The sequence below is a fragment of the Thioclava sp. ISO4 genome (assembly GCF_058105145.1).
Genome location: NZ_CM176571.1, coordinates 3,777,103 through 3,802,175, shown reverse-complemented (window position 1 = coordinate 3,802,175; position 25,073 = coordinate 3,777,103). Strand labels below are relative to the sequence as shown.

The window sequence follows — 25,073 nt, the reverse complement described above, 5'->3', positions numbered from 1 at the left end:
TGCTAAGGCAGGCGCAATCAAGCGAATCCCGCCGGCACTGACCGGCGTCACGAAGGAACTGGCCCATGTCCGTCGTCACTGAACCGAAGCTCATCTCCGGAAATTCCAACAAACCGCTCGCGCAATCCATCGCGCGGCGCATGTCGATGCATCGCGGCATGTCAGTCGGTTTGGTGGATGCGCGGGTCGAGCGTTTCAACGATGGCGAGATTTTCGTCGAAGTTTTCGAGAACGTCCGCGGCGAGGATATGTTCATCATCCAGCCGACCTCGAACCCGGCCAATGACAACCTGATGGAGCTGCTGATCATCACCGACGCGCTCAAACGCTCTTCGGCCGATCGCATCACCGCCGTGATCCCCTATTTCGGCTATGCCCGTCAGGATCGCCGCACCAAGGCCCGCACGCCGATCTCGGCCAAGCTGGTCGCGAACCTGCTGACCGAAGCCGGGGTCGACCGCATCCTGACGCTCGACCTGCACGCCGCCCAGATTCAGGGCTTCTTCGACATTCCGGTGGACAACCTCTACGCCTCGCCGGTCTTCGCGCTCGATATCCTGCACAACTTCAAAGGTCAGACCGACGATATCATGGTCGTCTCGCCCGACGTGGGCGGCGTGGCCCGCGCGCGTGAGCTGGCCAAGCGGATCGACGCGCCGCTCTCCATCGTCGACAAGCGCCGCGAGAAGGCGGGCGAAGTGGCCGGCATGACCGTGATCGGCGACGTGAAGGGTCAGAAATGCATCATCGTCGACGACATGGTCGACACGGCAGGCACGCTGTGCAAGGCCGCCGATCTGCTGATGGAGCACGGCGCGACCGAGGTTCACGCCTATATCTCCCACGGCGTCCTGTCCGGCCCGGCGGTCGAGCGCGTGACCAATTCGGCGCTGAAATCTCTGGTCATCACCGACTCGATCGAACCGACCGACGCCGTGAAAGCCTGCCCCAATATCCGCATCGTGCCGACCGCGCCGATGTTCGCGCAGGCGATCCTGAACACTTGGTCGGGCACGTCCGTGTCGTCGCTCTTCGAGACCGACACGCTCGTTCCGATCTACGAGGGCATGTATACCCGCGACTGATCCGCGGTGCGCCCGAGACAGGAAAAAGGCCCGGATCAGAGCGATCCGGGCCTTTTTTCATTGCGCCCGCGCCTGAGCGCCGGGTTACGAAGCTTTCTTCAGTGCCTTCTTCGCCGCTTTCAGCTTCTTTTCCTGACGTTCGACCTTGGCCTTGCGCGTCTTCACTTCCTGTTTCAGCTCCTTGAGCTTCGCTTTCTTCGCCATGATCCGGCTCCTCCATGTCAATCCCTAGCCTCTGCATCGTGCGGCAACGGTCTCGCGATGTATAGGGCCGGGCGTCGAAGCCATTGTTTTCGCGTCGGCCAAAGCTCGGGCTGGACAGCGCCGCGTGGCGCGGCGATGACTTGAGGATGCGCCTTTTCGCCCTCACCGCCCTCGTCATGGTCGCCTTCGCGGCCAATTCGGTGCTCAACCGGATGGCGGTGCATGATGCGGGCTGGGGACCGGCTGCGACGGGCTTCGTGCGGCTCGCCTCGGGGGCGCTGGTGCTGCTGATCCTCGCGATCCGGGCGAAGGGCGCGCGCGGGCTGCGGCTGCCGGGCGCGGTGCTGGGCGCAGGGGTTGCGACGCTGGCGCTTTATATCTTCGGGTTTTCCATCGCGAGCGGGTTGATCGACGCGGGCGTCGGCGCGCTGACGCTGTTCGGGATGGTGCAGATCACCATGTTTGCGGGCGCCCTGTGGCTACGCGAGGCGATCTCGCTCTGGCGCTGGATCGGGGCGGGGCTTGCCTTCGCGGGGCTGGCTGTCCTGCTGCTGCCCGCCTCGGGGGGCGCCCATATCGACCCGCGTGGATTTGCGATGATGGCGCTGGCCGGGATCGGCTGGGGGCTCTATTCGCTCAACGGAAGGCGCACGGGCGATCCGCTGGTCGCCACCGCGCTCAATTTCGCACTCGCCACGCCGCTGGCGCTGATCTGGATGCTGGGCGCGGGCGATTGGGGGCAGGGGGCAAGCTGGGGCTGGACGCCCGCGATCCTCTCGGGCGCGGTCACCTCGGGGCTGGGCTATGCGCTGTGGTATCGCGTGATACCGCAAATCCCCGCGAGCCTCGCCGCCATCGCTCAACTCTCCGTGCCCTTGATCGCGGCGCTGGGCGGGGCGGTTTTGCTCGCGGAGACGCCTTCGGCACGCTTCTGGCTGGCCGCGGCGCTGGTGATCGGCGGCATCGCCCTCTCGCTGAGGCGAAAAACCTGAGCGCATCTCTCGGATTTTCGGGCCGGAAACGGCTTGACCTCGAAACCTCCAGCGCTTCTTTAGTGTTTGACACACGTACCTTCGAACTAATGAGAGGACATCATGGCTTTTGAACTTCCCGATCTTCCCTATGCCCACGACGCACTCGCGGATCTCGGCATGTCGAAGGAAACCCTCGAATATCACCACGACATTCACCACAAGGCCTATGTAGATAACGGCAACAAGGCGATTGCCGGTACCGAATGGGAAGGCAAGTCGGTCGAAGAGATCGTGAAGGGCACCTACCAGCCGAACGCGGTTGCGCAGAGCGGCATCTTCAACAACGCCTCGCAGCATTGGAACCACACCCAGTTCTGGGAAATGATGGGTCCGGGCGCCTCGGCCATGCCGAGCGAGCTGGAAAAGGCGCTGACCGAAAGCTTCGGCTCGGTCGACAAGTTCAAGGAAGACTTCGCCGCCGCAGGCGCGGGCCAGTTCGGCTCGGGCTGGGCATGGCTCGTGAAGGACACCGATGGGTCGCTGAAAGTGACCAAGACCGAGAACGGCGTGAACCCGCTGTGCTTCGGCCAGACTGCGCTTCTGGGCTGCGACGTGTGGGAGCACTCCTACTACATCGACTTCCGCAACAAGCGTCCCGCCTACCTGTCGAACTTCCTCGACAAGCTGGTGAACTGGGAAAACGTCGCGTCGCGCATGTAATTCCCGCGCGCGATACGAATTGGAAGGGCGTCCTGCGGGGCGCCCTTTTTCGTTTTTCTACCCGTGATGATTGCCGGAACGGAAAGTCTGCAAAGCAGGAACCGCGACCCTGCCAAATCGGTTTTCTTGACAGCTACCAGAAACCAAGAGGAGGATATGATGGCAGAGCGTATTCGTTCCAAGGACGGCAAGCGCGAAACCGAAGAGGTCCTCGGCGAGAAGCCCGAGAATATCGACACGCCGCAGGGGCAAGGCAGCTCGGGCGGGAACCTCAATCGCAAGGTCGGCACCCGCGACGAGAAGAAACGCCTGGATGAGACTTCAGCAGGCGCGACCCGTCCGTTGGGCGGCGACGAGCGCGACAGCGGTGAAAAGGAGAAGATGTGATGACCAAGCTTTCCAAAGGCACCTGGGTTGTGATCGCGGATGGCGAGAAAGCGCTGTTTCTTGAAAATATGATGGACGATCAGGATCCCAACCTCGTCGTGCGCCGCATCGACGAGCAGGAGAACCCGCCGGATCACGAGCAGGGCACCGACAGCCCCGGCCGCATGGCCGATGACGGTCCCGGCCATCGCTCGGCTTTCCAAGAAACCGACTGGCACGAGCTGGCGAAGATGCGCTTCGCCGACGATCTGGCCGAGCGGCTCTACAAGATGGTCCATAAGGGCCGGATCGAGCGGCTGGTGATCGTTGCGGCGCCGCGTGTGCTGGGCGAGATCCGTTCTGCACTGCACAAGGAAGTCTCCGACGTGGTGGTGGCCGAGATCGACAAGACGCTGACCAATCACCCGCGTGACGAGATCGAGAAGCTGGTGAAGGAAGAGCTCGCGACCGCCTGAGCCGCGCCTCGCCAGATGACAGGAAAAGCGCCGTGCGGGTCTCGCGCGGCGCTTTTTCATTGGGAATTCGAGAGGGGAGTGGGGGCTTTGCGCTGGTGGTCCGAGCGCCAGGGATCGTTCAACCCGCCATGCGTCTCCGGACGTCTGTCGAGCAACGCAAAAACGCCGCGCGAGACCCGCGCGGCGTTGGTTGGTTGGGGAGGATCGAGGCGGCTCAGTCGTCACTCTCGAGGCTCTGCTTGAGCGTCTCGATATCGGGGTCGCTGGCGCGCGGCACGATCCGATAGATCGCGTTGACGAAGCAGAACACGGCGAACCCGAGAAGGCCCACGCAGATGGCCCCGGTTAGGAACTGCCCGAACGGGTGTCCGCGCAGCCAGTCGAACACCTTGCCGAGCCCGCCCGCGCTCGACGGATCGTAGCTATAAGCGGCATAGACGATCAGCGCGCCCATGATCGCGATCACCACGCCCTGCGCCACAAGCCCCGCCTGCAGCACGATATTGGCGCGCCGCGTGACCTCGTTGGCTTGCAGATGTTTCAGGTAGGCCTTGGTGATCCCTTTATAGAGATAGTAACCGCCCGCGCCGATCACGATCAGCCCGATGACGCCAAGCGCGATACGCCCCATCGGCGCGCTCAGTATCGTGGAGACCAGTTTGCTCGTCCCGTTGTCGCCGCTAGCGCGGGCGACCAGAGTCGTCACGGCGATACCGCCGATGCCCAGATGGACGAGGCCGCTGACCACGAGGCCGACCCGCGCGACCCAGCCCTTCATCTCGGAGCCATAGGCCTCGAGATCCCAGAGCGCATCCGCCACGCGCCAGATCGCATAAGCCGCCATGCCGAGCGCGATGGCGACCAGCACCACGGCGCCCCAGCCGCTCGACAGCTTCTGCAGCACCTGCTTGGTGCCCTCGGCGCTGCCGCCATGAAACAGCGACCAGAGCGATACGCCCGCGACGACGAGATAGACCAGCCCGCGCCCCCCGTATCCCGTGCGCATGACGGGCACTGCCCAGGCGAAATCGTCGGGGTCGTGGCTGTCGGTAGCGGACATTGGCGGTCTCTCTCGGTACTGTGAATTGACGCAGACCCAATGCGTGGACAAGCGCACAGGTTCCCGTGAGGCGCGGCCTTTCCTTTCGCCCGCCAATCGGTCAGGGTCACGCGGTTGAGAGAAGGGAATTTCGATGAACGAGGCGGTCAAGGGCTTCTGGGCGATGGTGACGGCCTGCGTCATCTGGGGGCTGTCGGGCCTCTATTACAAAATGCTCGACGGGATGCCGCCGATCGAGGTACTCGCCCATCGCACGCTCTGGTCCTTCCTGTTCTTCGCGGTGATCCTCGGGCTGAAAGGCCGCCTTGGCGAGCTTTGGGTCGCGCTGGCGGAACGTCGCGGGCGCGGGGCGCTGGTGATCGCGACGGCGGCGCTGATGATCTCGGCCAACTGGTTCACCTTCATCTGGTCGGTCCATTTCGGTCATGCGGTGCAGGCGTCGCTTGGCTATTACATCTTCCCGCTCGTCGCCGTCGTCCTCGGGCTGATCGTCTATCGCGAGGCGCTGAGCACGCGGCAGTGGATGGCGGTCGCGCTGGCGGCCACGGCGGTCATCGTCCTGACGATCGGGCTGGGCGTGGCACCTTGGGTCTCGCTGATCCTTGCCGCGACCTTCGGCACTTACGGGCTGATCAAGAAGGGGCTGCGCGCGGGGCCGATGGTCTCGGTCTGCGCCGAGGTGCTGCTGCTCTCGCCGGTCGCTCTGATCGTGCTCTGGGGCTATCACGCGGGCTGGTGGGGCAGCGCGCCCGGCGCGGGCCATTTCGGCGGCGACTGGAAGACGACGCTGCTGCTGATCTTCTCTGGCCCGCTCACCGGCACGCCTTTGCTGCTGTTCGCCTATGCCGCGCAGCGCGTGCGGATGGCGACGGTGGGGCTGGTGCAATATCTCAACCCGACGCTGCAATTCGCGGTGGCGACGCTGGCCTTCGGCGAGAGGGTCACGATCTGGCACGCGATCGCGCTGGGGCTGATCTGGACGGCGCTCGCGCTCTATTCCAGCGCCAACCTGCGGATGCGCCGCCCGCAGCCTGCGGCGCAACCCGCCACGCAGCGCGGTTTAGGCGAAAGCTGAGACGAGCGCGCTTTCCAGCTCCGCCACGCTATCGACCGTCACGACGAGATCGCGCAGCGACGCATCCGCGAAGCCCTCGCCGATGACATGGTCGATCAGCGCCTCGAGCGGGGCCCAGTAGCCCTCGATATTGAGCAGATAGATCGGCTTCTCATGCAGGCCGATCTGGCGCCAGGTCAGCACTTCGAACAGCTCGTCGAGCGAGCCCGCGCCGCCCGGCAGCACCACCACCGCATCGGCATTCATGAACATCACCTTCTTGCGCTCGTGCATCGTCTCGGTGACGACGAAGGTGGTCAGATCGCGCTTGCCGACCTCGCGCGGGAAGAGGTGCTCGGGGATCACGCCGAAGGTGCGCCCGCCCGCGGTTTGTGCCGCGCGCGCGACCTCTCCCATCAGCCCGACATCGCCCGCGCCGTAGACCAGCTGCCAGTCGCGCGCGGCGAGCATCTCTCCGGTTTCCTGCGCTGCTGCCGCATAAGCAGGCTTCGCGCCCGAACGAGAGCCGCAATAGACACAGACGGAACGGGGAAGGGTCATGACGGTGTCTCCGAAAATGCATTGTTATTGAGCGGTGATACCGGGGTTGATAAGTTCCCTCAAGGGACCGGGTGACCTAGCCGCACATAAGAACAGGCGGCAGGCCCCGAGGGATGACGTGAAGGCGGGACTTAAATGAATGATAACGTGACGGATCAACCAGTCGAGAGCACCGGGCTCGGGGCGGTGAAAGGGGGGGCGGTCGCACTGCTCCTCGTGGTCTTGGGGCTGGTGCTTTGGGGCGTGCTGCGCCCGGTGGAACGCGAAGGGGCGCAGCCATCGGGGACAGATACCACTGCCGCGACCGGGTCCGCAGGGGCGCCGCAAACGACACAAGCGGGGGGCGCGGAGACGGCCTCCGGCACCGCCGCGCCGCAAAAGCAGGGCGTGGAAACCGTGGCTCAGGAAGCGGAAGAGGCGGCGAGCGCCGTGGCTCCGCTGGCAGAGGAGCCCACCGATAAGCTGGTTGAAACGGTCGACGGTCAGGGCGTGGAGGCTACGGCCGCGGCGTCCGCCACCGGGACTGAGAGCACCACTGCGAAAGCGGCGGGTGACGACAAGGCGCTCTCTCAGGTGCAATTCGATGCGCTGCGGGCTACGCCCGATGGATCGGTGACGCTCGCCGGGCGGGCCGAACCGGGCGCCAAGCTCGATATTCTGGTGGATGGGAAAGTCGTGGCGAGCACGCAGGCCGATGGCGGTGGCAGCTTCGCCTCGCTCTTCGATCTGCCGCCCTCCGATGGCCCGCGCGCACTCTCGCTGCGGGTGACCGGCGCGGATGGCACCACGCGTGACAGCGCCGAGACGCTCGTGCTGCGCGGCCAGCCGAAACAGGAGCGCCTTGCTTCGGCAGGGGAGAGCGCGACGTCCGGAGCGGCTGCGGATGGTGCGACAGATGGTAGCGCCGGGGCGACGGCCTCTGCGACAGATGGTGCGGCGATGACCGGCACTGACGCAGGCGCGTCTACCGCAACCGGGACCGACGCGGCCCCCTCCACACCCACGCCGCCGGCAGCCCCACTCATCGCGGATGCCGATGGCGCGCGGCTGCTTGCTCCGAAAAGCGACGATCTGGTGATCGACACGATCTCCTTCGGCTCGGGCGAGGTTGCGCGCAGCGAAGGGCGCGGCGCGCCCGAGGGCACGACGCTGTCGGCCTATCTCGACGACACGCTCGTCGCCGAGGCGCAGCCGGGCGCGGATGGGCGCTGGTCGCTCGACCTGCCTGGCTTGGGCACGGGCGAGCATAAGCTGCGGATCGATGCGCAGGATGCGTCCGGCAAGGTGGTCGCGCGGGCCGAGACCGGCTTCGACCAGCCCGACGAGATCCTCGTGGCCAACGCCGCCGATCCGACCGGTGCGCAGGCGGCTTCGGTGCGCGCGACCGGTGAGGTCGGCGACGCGGTGAAGGTGGTGCAGATCGTGAAGGGCAATACGCTTTGGGCGATCGCACGCGAGGTCTATGGCGACGGGTTCCTCTATGTGCGGGTCTTCGATGCCAATCGCGACCAGATCCGCGACCCCGACCTGATCTATCCGGGGCAGGTCTTCAACATTCCCGCCCCCGATGCACAACCTGCCGAGGCTGCGCAGTAGCGCACAGACCGCTTGCATGGCTGGACTCCTGCGCGCCGCCGAGTAGGTTGCGCGCAGGTTTGCCCCCGTGAGGGGCGCTGCCCCGCTCCCTGACGGGAGCCCCCGGGATATTTTAGCCAAGAGGAAGAGGAGGGCGCGATGCCTCCGGCACAGATCACGACCAAGGGCAAGATGAATGCCGAGGAGCGCGCCCGCGGCTGGCGTACGATCCGCGCGGTGCTGCCCTATCTCTGGGCGCATGAAGCCCCGTGGGTGAAGCGCCGCGTCGTCTTCGCGATGGTGATGCTGGTTATCGCCAAGATCATCTCGGTCGCGACGCCCTTCGTCTATCGCGAGGCGGTCAACGCGCTCTCGGGCGAGGGCACCTCGGCGGCCTGGGCGCTGGGCATGGGGGCGGTGGCGATCACCGTGGCTTACGGGGTCGCACGCCTGATGACGGTGGCCTTCGGCGAGCTGCGCGATGCGATCTTCGTGAAAGTGGCGCAACGCGCGCTGCGCCATCTGGCGCTGCAGACCTTCACCCACATGCATCAGCTGAGCCTGCGCTATCACATCACCCGCAAGACCGGCGGCCTCAGCCGTATCATCGAGCGCGGGGTGAAAGGCGTGGAGTTCCTGCTGCGCTTCATGCTGTTCTCGGTCGGTCCGCTGATCGTCGAGTTGACGCTGGTGGCGATCATCTTCGCGGTGGTCTTCGACTGGCGCTACGCGGCGGTCGTGCTGGTCACCATCGCGGCCTATATCAAGTTCACCTTCAAGGTGACCGAATGGCGCGTGAACATCCGGCGCGAGATGAACAAGGCCGATACGGCGGCGAACCAGAAGGCGATCGACAGCCTGCTGAACTTCGAGACGGTGAAATATTTCGGCGCGGCCAAGCGTGAGGCGGAACGTTACGACGACTCGATGAAGGGCTACGAGTCGATGGCGGTGAAGACCGGCCAGTCGCTCGCGGCGCTCAATGCGGGCCAGACGCTGATCATCACGATCGGGCTCGTGACGGTGATGGTCATGGCCGCGATGCAGGTGCAGGCGGGGACGCTGACGGTCGGCGATTTCGTCATGGTGCAGGCCTATATGATCCAGATCACCATGCCGCTGGGCTTCCTCGGCACGGTCTATCGCGAGATCCGTCAGGCGCTGGTCGATATGGGCGAAATGTTCGATTTGTTGCAGCAGCCGGCCGAAATTCAGGACAAAGAAGGCGCAGATGTTCTGAAAGTGAAAGGCGGGCATATCAGCTTCGACCATGTCGAATTCGCCTATGACCCGACGCGGCCGATCCTGAAGGGGATTTCCTTCGACGTGCCGGCCGGACAGACGGTCGCGCTGGTCGGGCCCTCGGGTTCGGGCAAATCCACGATCGGGCGTCTGCTGTTCCGTTTCTACGAGGTGACCGGTGGCGCGATCCGCATCGACGATCAGGACCTGCGCGATGTGACGCAGGAGAGCCTGCAGCAGTCGATCGGCGTGGTGCCGCAGGATACCGTGCTCTTCAACGACACGATCCGCTACAACATTGCCTACGGGCGCGCCGATGCCACGGACGAAGAGATCGTCGCGGCGGCGAAGGCCGCGCGCATCCACGACTTCGTGCTCAGCCTGCCTGAAGGCTACGACACGGCCGTGGGCGAGCGCGGTCTGAAGCTCTCGGGTGGCGAGAAGCAGCGGGTGGGCATCGCACGCACGATCCTGAAGAACCCGCCGATCCTGCTTCTGGACGAGGCGACCTCGGCGCTCGATACGCAGACCGAACGCGACATCCAGATGAGCCTGAAGGCGATGGGCGAGGGGCGGTCCGTGATCACCATCGCGCACCGTCTGTCGACCATCGCGGATGCCGATCAGATCCTCGTGCTCGACAAGGGCGAGATCATCGAGCGCGGACGCCACGAGGAGTTGCTGGCACAGCGCGGGCGCTATGCCTCGATGTGGGCGCGGCAATCGGCGGAAGAGGAAGACGAGGCGGAGCAGGGGGCGGCGTAACGCGAGAAGGGCGGCGCCCGACCCTTGGGTGGGCGCGCCCATCCCTGCGAGGCTTGGCGCTTTATCTCGAAAGCCCGTAAGTCAGGCGTGCTCGCGCTGACATCGCCAATGCGCCCTCCCGGGGGGAGGGTCGGGCGCTGCCCGGGCTAGCCGCCCGGGCATTTTCGCAGCTTCACTCCGCCGCGTCGGGCCGTGTCACCAGATGCGGCTTCACGCCGCCTTCGGGCGCATCCTCGTCCCAGATGATCTCGCGGCCACGCATCTTGCGCATCGCGCGTTCCAGCGCCAGATCGCGCGCGGCGCGGCTGTCAGCCCCTTGCATCAGCGCCGAAAGCGCGCGCGTCGAGCGATAGGCGCCGGTCTTGAACCAGACCCGGATCGCCAGCAGCGCGGGCGTCAGCACAAGCGTCAGCACCGTCGCGGTGCCAAGGCCGAACACCACCGCCGTCGCCAGTTGCTTCCACCAAAGCGCCGTCGGGCTGTTGATCGAATAGCCGCCATGGAGAAAATCGAGCGACAGGCCGAACATCATCGGCGTCAGGCCCGCCATCGTGGTGATCGTGGTCAGCAACACGGGCCGCAGGCGGGCTTCGGCGGTGCGGATGATCGCCTCGAGCTCGGGCATGTAGCGCGAGAATTCCTGATAGGTGTCGATCAGGATAATGTTGTTGTTCACCACGATCCCCGCCAGCGCGACGATGCCCACGCCGGTCATGATGATCGAGAATTGCTGGCCCATCACCAGCATCCCGATCAGCACACCTGCCGTGGACAGCACCACCGCCAGCAGCACCAGCACCGAATTGTAGAAGCTATTGAACTGCGCGAGCAGGATCACGAACATCAGCGCCAGCGCGCCGCCAAAGGCGGTCATCAGGAAATCCTGGCTCTCGTTCTGCTCGACCAGATCGCCGGACCATTCGTAGCTGACGCCCGGCGGCAGGGCGGCCTCGGTGTCGAGCCACTCCCCCAGTGCCGCGATCCGCTCGTTGCCGGTGATCGGCTGACCGTCGTCATTGGTGAGGCCTTCTTCGACCCCCGCCTTGATGTCGTAATAGCGGGTCTGGTCGATCCGGTCGATCTGGCCCAGCTTGGGGGCGGGCGTGCGGGTGATGAAATTCGCGAGCGGCACCAGCCCCTCGGAGGTGCGCAGCTTGAGCGTGTCGAGGGTCGAGAGGACCCGGTCTTCCTCGGGCAGGCGCACCCGGATTTCGATCTCCTCGTCAGACGAGGGCACGCGCATCGTGTCGAGCAGGATGCCGCGCGTCACCAGCTGCACCATGCCGCCTACGGTCGCCACATCCGCGCCGAAACGGCCCGCGCGGGTCACGTCCACGTCGATCACCCAGTCGATGCCGGGCAGGGGGCGGGTGTCTTCGATCGCGGTGACGCCCTTCATGTCCGCCATATGCGCCTCGACCTGCCGCACGGCCTTGTCGAGCGCTGCGAAATCGTCGCCCTCGAGCCGCAGCTGGATCGGCTTGCCGGAGGACGGCCCGCGATCCTGCGCGAGATATTCGGACTGGATGCCGGGGATCGTGGCGATCTTCGCCATGATCTTCTCCATCACCACATCGCCATCGAGCGCCGGGTCGTCCTTGCGCTCGGCCCAGGGGATCATCTCGACCTGAATCTGACCGATCGTGTCGCGCGGCGCGCTGGCCCCGCCATTGTTCTGGTTCAGCCCGCCTTCGCCCGCGAAGGAGAAGACCGCGCCGACGCCGGGCGTGCCGATCACCATGTTTTCGGCTTCCTGCAGCAGCGCGTCCTTCTCGGTCAGCGAGAGGTTGCCGCGGCCCCGGATATAGACGATCGCCTGTTCGACCTCGCTATCGGTGAAGAACTGGGTGCCGTTATTGTTCTTGCCGTAATAGCCGAAGGTCATGACGACGCCGGTCACGATCACCGCGACCACGATCAGCGGCATGATCGGATTGCCCGCGATGGCGGCGGTGAAATGGCCGAAGGGGCGGCGGCGATAGCCCGCGTCGATGGGCTTCGGTTTGCCTTGGGGCTTGGCCGCCGTGAAGGTGATCGAGCTGAGCAACGTCGCGATCACGAAAAGGATCACGCCGGGCAGCGAGGCCAGCAAGTTGCCCGAAGCGGTATGGGTGCCCGTGAAGAAGGCCGGGTTGAGCGTCAGCAGCGCGCCGAGGAAGACGAGCGCGGCGGAGATCGCGGCCAGCAGCAGGCGCAGCCAATAGGGGCGTCCTTTGAGGTGTGCGGCCCCGTAATCCAGCCTGCGGCTCACGCGGCCCGCGACGCCGCCCACGACGGGCAGGTAGATCAGCGCCACGACCAGCGAGGCCGAGAGCACGAAGATGATCGTGACCGGCAGCATTCCCATGAACTCGCCCGGCACGCCCGGCCAGAACAGCATCGGCAGGAAGGCACACAGCGTCGTCGCCGTGGACGACACGACCGGCCAGAACATGCGCTTGGCGGCTTCGGTGTAGGCGGCCATCGGGCCGGAGCCTTCGGAAATCCGCTTATCGGCATATTCCACCACCACGATCGCTCCATCGACCAGCATCCCCACCGCGAGGATCAGGCCGAACATCACGATATTCGAGATCGGCACGCCCATCGCGCCGAGCAACAGGAAGGTCAGCAGGAACGACGTCGGGATCGCGAAACCCACCAGCAGCGCCGAGCGCGTGCCCAGCGTCGCTAGCACAACGATCATCACCAGCGCGATCGCGGTCAGCACCGAGCCTTCGAGCTGGCTGACCATCGCGCCCACGGTTTTCGATTGATCGAGCGAAATTCCCACATCGACGGCGCGCTGCAGCGGCTCGGGCCAGCGGCTCTCGGTCTCGGCCACGGTCTTGCGCAGCAGGTCCACCGTATCGATGATGTTGTAGCCCTTGCGCTTCACGATCTGCAAAGCCACCGTCGGCTCGCCGTTGAAGCGCGCGGTGCCGGTGCGGTCCTCGAAAGTCAGGCGGATATCGGCCAGATCGCCCAGCGTCACCACGCTTTCGCCGTTCTTCTTCACGGGCAGCGCATAGACATCCTGCGCCGTCTCGAAGGTGGCCGGGATCTTCACCGAGAACGCGCCGCCATCGGTCTCCACCTCGCCCGCCGCGATCAGCTGGTTATTGGCCTGCACGACATTGATCAGCTCGGGCGCGGTGACGTTATAAGCCTCGAGCTTCAGCGGATCGATCACCACTTCCAGCATCTCGTCGCGCTGGCCCGCGATCTGGGCTTCCAGCACCGGCTCCAGCCCCTCGACCTCGTCCTGCAATTCGCGGGCGAGCTGCTGCAGGGTGCGCTCGGGCGCGTTGCCCGACAGCGTCACGACGACGATCGGGAATTCGGAGAAATTGATCTCGTTGATCGAATATTTCTCGGCCCCGTCCGGGAACTTGCCCTCTGCAGTGTTCATCGCATCGCGCACATCGGCGATGATTTTCGTCTTGTCCCAGCCGAAGTCGAATTCGAGCATCAGCCCCGCGTAATTCTCCTTCGCGATGCCGGTCATCTTGTCGAGCCCGTCGAGCCCGGCCAGTTCGGTCTCCATCGGCTTGACCAGCAGCTTCTCGGAATCGGTGGCCGAAATGCCGGGGAAGGGGACCGAGATGAACAGCATCGGAATTTCGATATCCGGCTCGCCCTCCTTGGGCAGGCTCAGATAGGCGGTCAGCCCCGCAAGGATCGAGATCGCCACGAAGGCGATCACCATCCGCGCGCGGGCTGCGGCCCAATCGACGATGCCGGTCATTGCGCGGCCCCGTCTGCGGCACCGCCATCGGTTTGCGGGGCGGGCGTCATGGGGGCGGGCGTGTCATGGGTGGCATCGCCCGGCGCGTGATCGACGAGGGTCACGGCCACAGGCGAGCCCTCGGTGACATAGTCCTGTCCGACCACGATCACCGTCGCGCTCTCCGGCAGGCCCGCCAGCCAGACGCCCTCGGGCGTGTCGCGCAGGAAGTCGACCGGGGCGAAACGGGCCACGCCGTCCACCGCGAGCCGCACGCCCAGCTTGCCCTGATCGTTCAGCGTCATCGCGGAGGCGGGCAGGAAATGTGCCTTGGTCCCATCGGCGGCGACGATCATCTCGACCGTCTGCCCTTCGCGGATCGAATGGTCGCCATTGGGCGCTTCCGCCTCGATGCGGAAGGTGCGCGTGGCGGCATCCGCCGATTGCGAGACGAAGGTGACCTTGCCTATCACCTCGCGCCCGGTCGCAAGCCGTGCGCCGACCATCGCGCCGGATTGCACGCGGTCGATCTCGGTTTCAGGGACGTAGCCCACCAGCTTGATCGGATCGAGCTGGATCACGGTGGCGCACAGCCCGCCCGCCGAGAGCAGCGATCCGAGTTCGGCGGTGTCTTCCTCGATCATCCCGGCAAAGGGCGCGGTGATCTCGAGCCGCGCCAGTTCCGTCTGCGCGGCCCCGACGGCGGCGCTGGCCGCTTCGAGCGCCGATTGCGCGGAGGCGGTGGAGGTTTCCGACCGGTAGCCGCCCTCTTTCAGCTTCTCGGCGGCGGTGGCGTTGAGCCGCGCTTCGGCCAGCCGGGCCTGCGCTTCGGCCAGTGCGGCCGGCCGCGTGCCGGGATCGAGCTTGCACAGCAGTTGACCTTTTTCGACCTGCGCGCCCTTGCCGAGCGGTTCGGAAATCACCTTGCCCGTCGTCTCGGAACGCACCTCCACGCGGCGCGCGGCCTCGGTCTGTCCGCGCGTGAGAACGCCCTGATCGAGCGGCTGCGCGGTCGAGACCATCGCCTGCACCGGCACGGCGGGGGTGCCGGTCTCTTCGACCTGCTGCGCTTGCTCGGCAGGCGTCGCGGCATCGCCGAGATAGCCCATCAGGCGGTCGCGCTCGAACACCAGAAGGTAGAGCGCGACAAGAACGAGGATCGCGTTAAGGATCGGGACCGGACGCATCGGCGGGCTCCTGTATGTGGGCACGGCGTCTCGCCAAAATGGGGACTGAACCGCGGCGTTCAACTTACCGAGAGCGGAACGTGATCTCAAGGCCTGCATTCCTCCGGCGCGCACGTGACCAGAGCGCTTCGTGCGGCCCTTGGCAGCGCCGGGGGAGCCGTGTAAGAGGGGCGCCAAAGCTACGAGGAGACCCGCGCGTGAGTGATACCGACAGTTTCATCGACGAAGTCACCGATGCCGTGCGTCAGGACAAGCTCTGGGCGGCATTCAAGAAATGGGGCTGGATCGGCGCGGTAATCATCCTCGCGATCGTCGGCGGCACCGCTTGGAATGCGTGGCAGAAGGAAAAGACCGAAGCCGATGCGCGCGCCTTTGGCGATCAGGTGATGGCGGCCGTGAACGGTGACGCCACCAGCGCCGATCTCGCCAAGGTCACGCCCGACGGTCCCGGCCGCACCGCGGTTCTCAAGATCATGCAGGGCGACGCCGCGATCGAGGCGGGCAAGCCCGACGAGGCGATCAAGTTCTTCGACGCGGTCAGCGCCGAGCAGGGCCTGCCGCGTTCGATCAGCGATCTCGCGAAGCTCAAGGCGGTGATCGCGGCGGGCGACAAGATGGATGCGGCCAAGCGCGATGCGACGTTGCAGGAACTCGCCATCCCCGGCGCGCCTTACCGCCTTCTGGCGATGGAGCAGCAGGCGGCCGCAGCCGTCGCGTCCGGCGACAGGGACGGTGCGATCTCGATCGCCCAGCAGATTCTTCAGGACGCCGGCCTCACGCCGGGCTTGCAACAACGCGCGACAGAGTTGATTGTGGCGCTGGGTGGCGAAGTGCCGACCCAGCCGGGGCAGAGCGCTCCGGCACCGCAAGAGTAAAGGGTTGAACCGGCGCGTCTTTATCGGACGCGCGGGCGCTGCAAGAGAGCCGAGACAGGCAGGGGGAACGGGCGTGAAGCTGAGCAAGACGATCTGCGTGCTGAGTGTGGCGGCTTTCGTGGCAGGCTGTACCAAGGAAACGATCCTCCCCGGCGAGCGTCTCTCGCCCCGCGACGCACTGCGCGCCGAAGAGGGGCTGCCGCTGGCCGATGCGCCCGCCCAGAAATCGCTGCCGATCTCGCTGCCCCGTCAGGTGAGCAATGCCGAATGGCCGCAGCGGGCGGGCTCGGCCACGCATAGCCTGTTCAATGCGGCGCTCGGCAACGGCACGACGCCGGTCTGGTCCGCCGATATCGGTTCGGGCAATGCGCGCCGCTACCGCATCACCGCCGATCCGATCGTGGGTGGCGGCAAGATCTACACACTCGACAGTCAGGCCCGCGTGACCGCGACCGCGACGAATGGCGGGCGCGTCTGGCAGACCGACATCACGCCTCCGGGCGACCGCGAGGGCGATGCTTCGGGCGGCGGCGTGGCCTATGCCAACGGCACGGTCTACGTGACCTCCGATTTCGCCGAGCTCGTCGCGATCGACGCAGCCACCGGCGGCATCAAGTGGCGGCAATATTTCGACGCAGGCATCGGCGGTGCGCCGACCGTGAAGAACGGCGTGGTCTATGTGGTCGCGCGCGATTCCTCGGCCTGGGCGATCCGCGCCAGCGACGGCAAGGAAATCTGGCAGGTGCCGGGCGCGCCGTCGGCTTCGGGCATGACCGGCGTCTCCTCGCCTGCCGTCACCGATCGCATGGTAATCTTCCCGTTCTCCTCGGGCTTCCTGAGCGGTGTCCTGCCGAAAAGCGGGATGCAGATGTGGAACTCCAAAGTGCCGGGCGCACGTCCGGGCGTGGGCTATGCGAATATCGTCGATCTGACCGGCGATCCGGTCGTGGTGGGCGACACGGTCTATGCGGGCTCCTCTGCGGGTAAGCTGGCAGCCTTCGACGTGAATTCCGGCGACCGGATTTGGACCGCGACCGAAGGGGCCAACAGCCCCGTGCAGGTTGCCGGCGGCTCGATCTTCCTCGTCTCGGATCAGGGCAAGATCGTGCGTCTCGATGCCAAGACCGGCGATCAGATCTGGTCCAAGGATCTGCCCTATTACACCAAGGACAAGCCGAAGCGGCAGCGCGACATCGTCGCGAGCTACGGCCCGGTTCTCGCAGGCAACAAGCTGTTCGTCGCGTCTTCCGACGGCGTGCTGCGCGTCTTCAGCCCGATCGACGGCAGCCTGATCGGCCAGGCGAAGATCCCGGGCGGAGCTGCGACCGATCCGGTCGTGGCGGGGCGCACCCTCTACGTCGTCGGCGGCGATGGGAAACTGCACGCTTTTCAGTGAGCCCTTTAGGGTGTAAGGGGGCCGCTTACGACCGCCCAAGGAGGGCATCATGAGCTTTACCCTGGCCATCGTGGGCCGCCCGAATGTCGGAAAATCGACGCTGTTCAACCGGCTTGTCGGCAAGCGACTCGCGCTTGTCGATAACATGCCCGGCGTCACGCGCGACCTGCGCGAGGGCGATGCGCGTCTGGGCGATCTGCGTTTCATCGTGATCGACTCGGCCGGTCTGGAACTGGCCGAAGACGACAGCCTTCAGGGCCGGATGCGCCGCCTGACCGAGCGTGCCGTGGAAGAGGCCGATATCTGCCTCTTCATGGTCGACGCGCGCGTGGGCGTGACGCCCGCCGACGAGATTTTCGCCGATATCCTGCGCAAGAAGAACGCCAACGTCATCCTCGCGGCCAACAAGGCCGAAGGGGCTGCGGGCGATGCGGGTGCGATGGAGGCATGGAGCCTTGGTCTGGGCGAGCCGCTGCGCATCTCGGCTGAGCATGGCGAAGGTCTCGACGATCTCTACACCGCGCTGGTGCCGCTGGCCGACGAATTCGCCGAGCGCAATGCCGCGAACGCTCCCGTCACCGACATCGTGATCGAGGACGAGCTCGAGGAAGGCGACATCCCCGCCTACCAGCCGCCCTCCGCCGCGAAACCGCTGCAGCTTGCCGTGATCGGGCGCCCGAATGCGGGCAAGTCGACGCTGATCAACAAGATCCTCAACGAAGACCGCCTGCTGACTGGCCCCGAGGCCGGTATCACCCGCGACGCGATCTCGGTCACCGCCGATTTCATGGGCACGCCGATGCGGATCTGGGACACGGCGGGGATGCGCAAGAAGGCGCGCGTCACCGACAAGGTCGAGAAGCTGAGCGTGGCCGATGGCCTGCGCGCGGTGCGCTTCGCCGAGGTCGTCGTAGTGCTGCTCGACGTGAATATTCCCTTTGAAACCCAGGACTTGCGGATCGCCGATTTCGCCGAGACCGAGGGGCGCGCGGTCGTGGTTGCCGCGAACAAATGGGATCTCGAAGAAGACAAGCCCGAGAAGCTGAAGGAACTACGCGAGGCGTTCGAGCGCCTGCTGCCGCAGCTCAAGGGCGCGCCGCTGGTGACCGTCTCGGCCAAGACCGGCAAGGGGCTCGACCGGCTACACAATGCGATCCTGAAGGCCCATGAGGTCTGGAACCGCCGCGTGCCGACCGCGAAGCTGAACAACTGGCTGACCGCGATGACCGAGGCGCACCCGCCGCCGGCTCCCGGAGGCCGTCGGATCAAGCTGCGCTACATCACGCAGGCGAAGACCCGTCCGCCGGGCTTCGTGGTGAAATCGACCCATACCGACAAGATCCCCGAAAGCTACGAGCGCTACCTGGTCAACGGTCTGCGCGAGAGCTTCGACATGCCGGGCACGCCGATCCGCCTCTACATGCGCGATCAGGGCAAGACGAACCCCTATAAGGATCGCAAGAAGTCGATCCCGTCGCGCCTGAAAAAGCACGTCGATGCGAAGAAGCGCTCGGCCCACAAGGAATCGGCGCGGAAAGCGCGCGAGGCGAAGAAGGGCGAGTAAGCCTTTAATCCTAAAAGAAAACGCCCGCCGGAGGATGTCGAAATCTCCGGCGGGCGTTTTTCGTTTCGGCGATGTCGGCGCGCTTTACAGAAAGCCCAGCCGATCGAGGGCCGCTTGGGCGCGTGCGCGTTCTTCGATCGAGTCCGAAAGCACGCTCGCATTGATCTCCGCCATCAGTTTCGACAGCGTCTTTTCCCGGCGCATCGCGATGATCTGCGCGGGGATCTGGTCCTCGCCGATCTCGAGGATGCGGCTCATCAAGACGCTATCCCGCTTGTGCGTGACTGTTACGGACATGTGCAGCTCTCCCGGCGACTCACTTCGAACACGGAAACGTTAACAACGTTCCCGGTCGGAGTCTTGCGTCGCCGGGTCGCAGCGTCAGGCCAGCTTGCCGTCGACCAGCCGCGTCTTGCCGCCCAGATAGGGGTGCAGGCAGGCGGGCAGGGTGACCGAGCCGTCCTCTTCCTGACCGTTCTCCAGCACCGCGATCAGACAGCGTCCGACCGCGAGGCCCGAGCCGTTCAGCGTCGCGATGAACTCGGGCTTGCCGCCGCCTTCGGGCTTGTAGCGCCCGTTCATCCGCCGCGCCTGGAAGGTGCCGCAGGTGGAGACCGAGGAAATCTCGCGATAGGTGTTCTGACCCGCCAGCCAGACCTCGAGATCGTAGGTCTTCTGCGCGCCGAACCCCATGTCGCCGGTGCAGAGCACGATGCGACGATAGGGCAGTTCCAGCGCCTCCAGCACTGCCTCGGCGCATTTCGTCATGCGCTCATGTTCGTCGATGGCGGTCTCGGGTGTGCAGAGCGTCACCATCTCGACCTTCTCGAACTGGTGCTGACGCAGCATCCCCGAGGTGTCCTTGCCCGCCGAGCCCGCTTCCGAGCGGAAGCAGTTCGTATGGGCGCACATGCGCTGGGGCAGGGCGGCGGCGTCCATCACCTCGCCATTGGCGTAGTTGGTCAGCGTCACCTCGGCGGTGGGGATCAGCCACCAGCCATTCGTGGTCTGATAGCTGTCCTCGGCGAATTTCGGCAATTGCCCGGTGCCCATCATCGCTTCGTCGCGTACCAGCACGGGGGTGATGTTTTCCGACAGGTCATGTTTGTCGACATGCAGGTCGAGCATGAATTGCGCGAGCGCCCGGTGGACGCGAGCGACCCCGCCCTTGAGCACCACGAAACGCGAGCCCGACAGCTTCGCCGCCGTCTCGAAATCCATCTCGCCGCCCACGGCGGACAGCTCGAAATGCTCTTTCGGATCAAAGGCGAACGTCGGCGGCGTGCCCCAGCGGCTGACCTCGACATTCTCGTCCTCATCCGCGCCATCGGGCACATCGGCCAGCGGCAGGTTCGGGATCGTCATCAGCAGATCGCGCAGCTTCGCGTCGAGCTCGCCCGCCTCGGTCTGCATCTGCGCGACTTCGGCTTTCTTCTCGGTCACCAGCGCGCGCAGGCGTTCGAATTCGGCCTCGTCGCCTTTCGCCTTCGCGGCGCCGACTTGCTTCGACGCAGCGTTCTGATCGGCTTTCGCGGTCTCGGCGGCGTGGATCGCCGTGCGGCGCGCCTCGTCCATCGCGAGAATCTCGGGCGAGAGCGGCGAGAGCCCCCGCCGCGCCAGCTGCGCGTCGAATTCTTCGGGGTTTTCGCGGATTGCGCGGATATCGTGCATCTCACCATCTCCAAGACTGTTGCGGACATGGCTTTAACGCATGATTGTGAAAGCGAAAACCCCCGGCGATGCGACCATGACACAGGTCAATGAATTCAAACCTGCGGAGTGGTTGTATTCTGTTGGGCGAATACATATTCAATAACCGGAATATAAATTGCAGGCGCAGGGGCGCGCCGGTAAGGGAAGGGAACCCGAGATGACGTTGAAGCTTCTGCCGTTGGCATTCGCCGCGTTGATCCTGCCGGGAATCGCGTTGGCGCAGGACGGGGCGATTACGGTCGAACCGCAGGTCGTGACCGATTGGAAATCTGTCTACGGGCAGGTCGAGGCAAAGAACACGATTGCGGCGCGTGCACGGATTTCCGGCACGATCACCGCGCTTGACGTGACCGAGGGCGACGAGGTCAAGGCCGGTCAGGAGATCGGCAAGATCACCGACCAGACGCTCGATTATCAGATCGGGGCGGTCGATGCGCAGATCAATGCGCTCGAAGCGCAGCTGGAAAACGCCAAGTCCGAGCTCAAGCGCGGGCAGGAATTGCAGGCGCGCGGCGTCTCGACCTCGCAGAATGTCGATCAGCTTCAGACGCAGGTGAATGTCTACGAGGGCCAGATCGCGGCGCAGAAAGCACAGCGCAAGGTCTATGAACAGCAGCAGGAATTCGGCACCGTGACCGCGCCGATCGACGGCAAGGTCGTGACCGTTCCGGTCACCAAGGACGCCGTCATCATGGGCGGCGAGACGATCGCGACGATTGGCGGCGGCGGGTTCTTCCTGCGTCTGTCGATCCCCGAGCGTCACGCCGACACGCTACACATGGGCGACACGATCATGATCACCGATCCCGACGGCAAAGAAATCGAGGGCAAGCTGGCCAAGATCTACCCCGAGATCGAGGGCGGTCGGGTGCAGGCCGATGTAGAAGTGCCCGATCTGGATTCGCGCTTCGTCGGCGCGCGGCTTCTGGTGAAGCTGCCGATGGGCGAGCGTGACGCGATCGTCATCCCGCAGGACTACGTCTTCAACCGCACCGGGCTCGATTTCGTCCGCGTGAAGGAAGCGGACGGCACCTATCTGCGCACGGTCGTGCCGGGCGTTAAGGTCAATATCGACGGCCAGGACATGGTCGAAGTTCTTACCGGTCTGAACGCCGGCGACACGGTGGTGCCGAACGATGAGCAATAACCAAGGCACCGGGCCCGAGACGCCCGAAGACGACGAAATCCACGTCAAGCTGGGGATCGCGGGGGGACTCACGAAGTCCTTCATCCGCTCTGCGCTGACGCCGCTGATGATCCTCGCCGCAATCGCGGTGGGTTTGGTCGCGCTGATCTCGCTGCCGCGCGAAGAAGAGCCGCAGATTTCCGTGCCGATGGTGGATATCCACCTGCAGGCACCGGGTCTGAAGGCGCAGGACGCGATGAAGCTGGTGACCGAGCCGATGGAAACCATCGTGCAGGGCATCAACGAGGTCGAGCACGTCTATTCGCGCACGCAGGACGATTATTCGCTGGTGATGGCGCGCTTCAAGGTCGGCACCTCGTCGGATGCCGCGATCCTGCGCGTGCATGAAAAAGTCCGCGCGAATATGGACAAGATCCCGAAAGGCATCCCCGATCCGGTGATCGTGGGCCGCGGGATCGACGATGTGGCGATCGTCTCGCTGACGCTGACCGGCAAGGACGGTGCGCAGGTCGACAGCGACGAGCTGACCCGTGTCGCGCGCGAATTGCAGACCGAGGTCACGAAGATCCAGAACGTCGGCCTGACCTATCTGGTGGGCGATGCCACGAGCGAGATCCGCATCGAGCCCGAGCCCGACAAGCTCGCGCTCTACGGCGTGACGCTGCAGCAGCTCTCGAACAAGGTCACGCAGGCGAACCGCGCCTTCAACACCGGCAATATCCGCCATGAGGGCAAGCAGATCAGCCTGTCCGCGGGCGAGACGTTGACCGCGCCTTCCGAGATCGCGGGCCTTCTGCTGACCACGCGCGACAACCGCCCCGTCTATGTGGCCGATGTCGCGAAGGTCTCCTATGTGCCGGATGCCTCGGACCATATCGTCTCCAACGTGCAGCGCGACGCCAATGGCAAGATCGAACGCTCGCCTGCCGTGACGCTGGCCATCGCCAAGCGCGCAGGCTCCAACGCCGTGGTCGTTGCCGAACATATCCTCGACCGCGTGCACGAGCTGCACGGCCAGCTGATCCCCGACAATGTCGAGGTGAAGGTCACCCGCGACTATGGCGAGACCGCGAACGAGAAGGCCAACGAACTGCTGTTCCACCTTGGCCTCGCGACGGTCTCCATCGTGGGCCTCGTGCTGGTCGCGATCGGCTGGCGCGAATCCATCGTGGTCGCGGTCGTTATTCCGGTGACGATCCTGCTGACGCTGTTTGCGGCCTATATCATGGGCTTCACGCTGAACCGGGTGTCGCTCTTCGCGCTGATCTTCGCGATCGGTATTCTCGTCGATGATGCCATCGTGGTGATCGAGAATATCGCGCGACATTGGGCGATGAAGACGCCCGGAAGTCGTGTGACCAAGGCGATCGAGGCTGTGGCCGAAGTGGGCAACCCCACCATCGTGGCCACCCTGACTGTTGTGGCCGCGCTGCTGCCGATGCTCTTCGTGTCGGGGCTGATGGGGCCCTACATGTCGCCCATTCCGGCGGTGGCCTCGGCGGCTATGATCTTCTCCTTCTTCGTGGCGGTGATCATAACCCCGTGGCTGATGGTGAAGGTCGCGGGCAAGGCGCAGCTGCATGGCCATCACGGCGATGACGATGCCTATGGCGGCGAGCATGCGGGCGGCAAGCTCGGTCGGATGTATAGCGCCGTGGCGCGTCCGATCCTGAAGACCAAGGGCCGCTCGGGTCTGTTCCTGCTGGTCGTGACCGTGCTGTCCTTCGGCTCGCTGGGGCTGCTCTACACCAAGCATGTCACGGTGAAGCTGCTGCCCTTCGACAACAAGTCCGAACTCTCGGTCGTGGTCGATATGCCTGCGGGCACCTCGGTCGAGGGCACGGATGCGGTCGCTCAGCAGGTGGCCGAGATCGTGACCAAACTGCCCGAGGTGCTCTCGGTGCAGACCCATGCGGGCACCTCCGCGCCGTTCAACTTCAACGGGCTCGTGCGCCACTACTACCTGCGCGCGCAGCCCAATCAGGGCGATGTCGAGCTTCAGCTTGCGCCGAAAGGGGAACGGGACCGCACCAGCCACGAGATCGCGCTGGAGATCCGCGACAAGATCAAGGCGATCAAGCTGCCCGAAGGCGCGAGCCTGAAGACGGTCGAACCGCCGCCCGGTCCGCCGGTGATCGCGACGCTTCTGGCCGAGGTCTATGGTCCGACGCCCGAGATGCGCCGTGACGCGGCCCGCCGGATCGAGGACGCCTTCAAGCAGGTGCCCTATATCGTCGACGTGGATAACAGCTTCGGCATCCAGCCCGACAAGCTGCGCGCCACGGTCAATTCCGACGATCTGGAGTTCTACTCGGTCTCCGAAGGCGATGTCTGGGACACGCTCGGGATGCTGAACGGTTCGACCACGGTGGGCTATTCCCATCGCGGGCAGGAGCGCCAGCCGATCCCGATCGTGATGGAGCGCTCTAAGTCGAACAAGGTGATGAACGAGGAAACGCTCTCGACGCCGATCCCGGCCAATGTCCTGCCCGGCGCGCGCGGCGTGGTGGAGCTGGGCGACGTGGTCAGCGTCGACAAGGAGAAGGCGTCCTATCCGATCTTCCGCCATAACGGGCGCGAGGCCGAGATGGTCACCGCAGAGCTCGCCGGCAAGTTCGAGGCGCCGCTCTACGGGATGCTCGCCGTCGACGATGCGATCAACAACATGGACTGGCCCAAGGGCGAGAAACCGGTCGTGTCGCTGCATGGCCAGCCGCAGGACGAAAGCCATGTGACGCTTCTGTGGGACGGCGAATGGGAGGTGACCTGGGTGACCTTCCGCGACATGGGCGCAGCCTTCGCCGTGGCGCTTCTGGGGATCTACATCCTCGTCGTCGCGCAGTTCGGCTCGTTCCGCCTGCCGCTGGTGATCCTGACCCCGGTGCCGCTGACCTTCCTCGGGATCATGCTCGGCCACTGGATCTTCCACGCGCCGTTCTCGGCCACGTCGATGATCGGTTTCATCGCGCTGGCGGGGATCATTGTGCGCAACTCGATCCTGCTGGTGGACTTCATCCGGCATGGCAGCCACGAGGGCAAATCGCCGACCGAGGTGCTGATCGAGGCAGGGGCCATCCGCTTCAAGCCGATCCTGCTGACCGCGATCGCGGCGATGATCGGTGCGGTGGTGATTTTGGCCGACCCGATCTTCCAGGGTCTCGCGATCTCGCTCCTGTTCGGTCTGCTCAGTTCGACCCTGCTGACCGTGCTCGTGATCCCGGCGATCTACCGGATCTTCAAGACCTGATCCGGTCACCGACCTGAAACACAAAACCGCCCGCACGTCTCTCTCGTGCGGGCGGTTTTCCATATGCGGGGGGCGTGCCGCCCCATCGAACGGCGCACGACCGCACCAACAGCGTTGACGCGAGCCAGTCGCTCCTGCAGAAACAAGCACATTATC

The 25,073-nt window shown here is 65.0% G+C and carries 19 protein-coding genes; 13 read left to right on the top strand and 6 right to left on the bottom strand.

All coding sequences use genetic code 11. The features are described 5' to 3' along the window. The first annotated feature begins 65 nt into the window (after positions 1-65). From AC2TZ7_RS18490 to AC2TZ7_RS18470, 5 genes are all read left to right on the top strand, one after another. Positions 66-1,085, top strand: a complete 1,020-nt coding sequence (locus AC2TZ7_RS18490; RefSeq protein WP_078519603.1) for a ribose-phosphate pyrophosphokinase — start codon at positions 66-68, stop codon at positions 1,083-1,085. A gap of 350 nt (positions 1,086-1,435) precedes the next feature. Next, positions 1,436-2,281 (top strand): DMT family transporter, encoded by an 846-nt coding sequence (locus AC2TZ7_RS18485; protein WP_489865320.1) that lies wholly within the window; start codon positions 1,436-1,438, stop codon positions 2,279-2,281. Between the two features lie 102 nt (positions 2,282-2,383). Then, positions 2,384-2,983 carry a superoxide dismutase gene (locus AC2TZ7_RS18480; protein ID WP_078539674.1) on the top strand — a complete coding sequence of 200 codons (600 nt, stop codon included), beginning with the start codon at positions 2,384-2,386 and terminating at the stop codon, positions 2,981-2,983. A gap of 159 nt (positions 2,984-3,142) precedes the next feature. Next, entirely contained in the window at positions 3,143-3,370 is a 228-nt protein-coding gene (locus AC2TZ7_RS18475; RefSeq protein WP_098412449.1) for a hypothetical protein, read from the top strand. Next, positions 3,370-3,825, top strand: a complete 456-nt coding sequence (locus AC2TZ7_RS18470; RefSeq protein WP_098410403.1) for a baeRF12 domain-containing protein — start codon at positions 3,370-3,372, stop codon at positions 3,823-3,825. Before AC2TZ7_RS18475 ends, AC2TZ7_RS18470 begins: the two co-directional genes overlap by 1 nt. A 214-nt stretch (positions 3,826-4,039) precedes the next feature. On the opposite strand, the gene AC2TZ7_RS18465 is transcribed toward AC2TZ7_RS18470, so the two are convergent. Next, positions 4,040-4,885 (bottom strand): DUF1206 domain-containing protein, encoded by an 846-nt coding sequence (locus AC2TZ7_RS18465; protein WP_489865319.1) that lies wholly within the window; start codon positions 4,883-4,885, stop codon positions 4,040-4,042. Between the two features lie 133 nt (positions 4,886-5,018). Between AC2TZ7_RS18465 and rarD the strand changes: the two genes are divergently transcribed. Further along, entirely contained in the window at positions 5,019-5,960 is a 942-nt protein-coding gene (gene rarD / locus AC2TZ7_RS18460) for an EamA family transporter RarD (protein ID WP_489865318.1), read from the top strand. On the opposite strand, the gene AC2TZ7_RS18455 is transcribed toward rarD, so the two are convergent. Beyond that, on the bottom strand, positions 5,946-6,500 hold the full coding sequence (locus AC2TZ7_RS18455; RefSeq protein WP_489865317.1) for an LOG family protein: 555 nt from the start codon (positions 6,498-6,500) through the stop codon (positions 5,946-5,948). The two genes, rarD and AC2TZ7_RS18455, sit on opposite strands and share 15 nt — an antisense overlap. Before the next feature lie 135 nt (positions 6,501-6,635). Between AC2TZ7_RS18455 and AC2TZ7_RS18450 the strand changes: the two genes are divergently transcribed. Further along, entirely contained in the window at positions 6,636-8,096 is a 1,461-nt protein-coding gene (locus AC2TZ7_RS18450; protein ID WP_489865316.1) for a LysM peptidoglycan-binding domain-containing protein, read from the top strand. 138 nt (positions 8,097-8,234) lie between these two features. Further along, a complete protein-coding gene (locus tag AC2TZ7_RS18445) occupies positions 8,235-10,082 on the top strand; it encodes an ABCB family ABC transporter ATP-binding protein/permease (RefSeq protein ID WP_489865315.1) in 1,848 nt (615 codons plus the stop codon). Positions 10,083-10,254: 172 nt separating this feature from the next. Here the strand turns inward: AC2TZ7_RS18445 and AC2TZ7_RS18440 are convergent, their stop codons facing one another. Both AC2TZ7_RS18440 and AC2TZ7_RS18435 read right to left on the bottom strand, forming a co-directional pair. After that, on the bottom strand, positions 10,255-13,809 hold the full coding sequence (locus tag AC2TZ7_RS18440; RefSeq protein ID WP_489865314.1) for an efflux RND transporter permease subunit: 3,555 nt from the start codon (positions 13,807-13,809) through the stop codon (positions 10,255-10,257). Continuing rightward, the gene (locus AC2TZ7_RS18435) at positions 13,806-14,975 is read right to left on the bottom strand and encodes an efflux RND transporter periplasmic adaptor subunit (RefSeq protein WP_489865313.1); all 1,170 of its coding nucleotides are present in this window, start codon (positions 14,973-14,975) and stop codon (positions 13,806-13,808) included. The genes AC2TZ7_RS18440 and AC2TZ7_RS18435 overlap by 4 nt, the downstream gene beginning before the upstream one ends. 197 nt (positions 14,976-15,172) lie before the next feature. On the opposite strand from AC2TZ7_RS18435, the gene AC2TZ7_RS18430 reads away from it, so the two are divergent. The 3 genes from AC2TZ7_RS18430 (at position 15,173) to der (ending at position 18,810) form a co-directional block, all read left to right on the top strand. After that, a complete protein-coding gene (locus AC2TZ7_RS18430) occupies positions 15,173-15,850 on the top strand; it encodes a hypothetical protein (protein ID WP_489865312.1) in 678 nt (225 codons plus the stop codon). 73 nt (positions 15,851-15,923) lie between these two features. Next, positions 15,924-17,246 (top strand): outer membrane protein assembly factor BamB family protein, encoded by a 1,323-nt coding sequence (locus tag AC2TZ7_RS18425; RefSeq protein ID WP_489865311.1) that lies wholly within the window; start codon positions 15,924-15,926, stop codon positions 17,244-17,246. A gap of 49 nt (positions 17,247-17,295) precedes the next feature. Beyond that, positions 17,296-18,810, top strand: a complete 1,515-nt coding sequence (gene der, locus AC2TZ7_RS18420; protein WP_489865310.1) for a ribosome biogenesis GTPase Der — start codon at positions 17,296-17,298, stop codon at positions 18,808-18,810. Between the two features lie 84 nt (positions 18,811-18,894). Here der and AC2TZ7_RS18415 read toward each other — a convergent pair whose 3' ends face one another. Together AC2TZ7_RS18415 and serS are read right to left on the bottom strand one after the other, a co-directional pair. After that, positions 18,895-19,107: a hypothetical protein gene (locus tag AC2TZ7_RS18415; protein ID WP_489865309.1), complete on the bottom strand. Its 213-nt coding sequence runs from the start codon at positions 19,105-19,107 to the stop codon at positions 18,895-18,897. 84 nt (positions 19,108-19,191) lie between these two features. Then, complete coding sequence (serS, locus tag AC2TZ7_RS18410) at positions 19,192-20,481, bottom strand: serine--tRNA ligase (protein ID WP_489865308.1); 1,290 nt, start codon at positions 20,479-20,481, stop codon at positions 19,192-19,194. Positions 20,482-20,680: 199 nt separating this feature from the next. Between serS and AC2TZ7_RS18405 the strand changes: the two genes are divergently transcribed. Next, positions 20,681-21,670: an efflux RND transporter periplasmic adaptor subunit gene (locus tag AC2TZ7_RS18405; protein ID WP_489865307.1), complete on the top strand. Its 990-nt coding sequence runs from the start codon at positions 20,681-20,683 to the stop codon at positions 21,668-21,670. Then, positions 21,660-24,917 (top strand): efflux RND transporter permease subunit, encoded by a 3,258-nt coding sequence (locus AC2TZ7_RS18400; RefSeq protein ID WP_489865306.1) that lies wholly within the window; start codon positions 21,660-21,662, stop codon positions 24,915-24,917. The genes AC2TZ7_RS18405 and AC2TZ7_RS18400 overlap by 11 nt, the downstream gene beginning before the upstream one ends. Positions 24,918-25,073 lie beyond the last annotated feature (156 nt).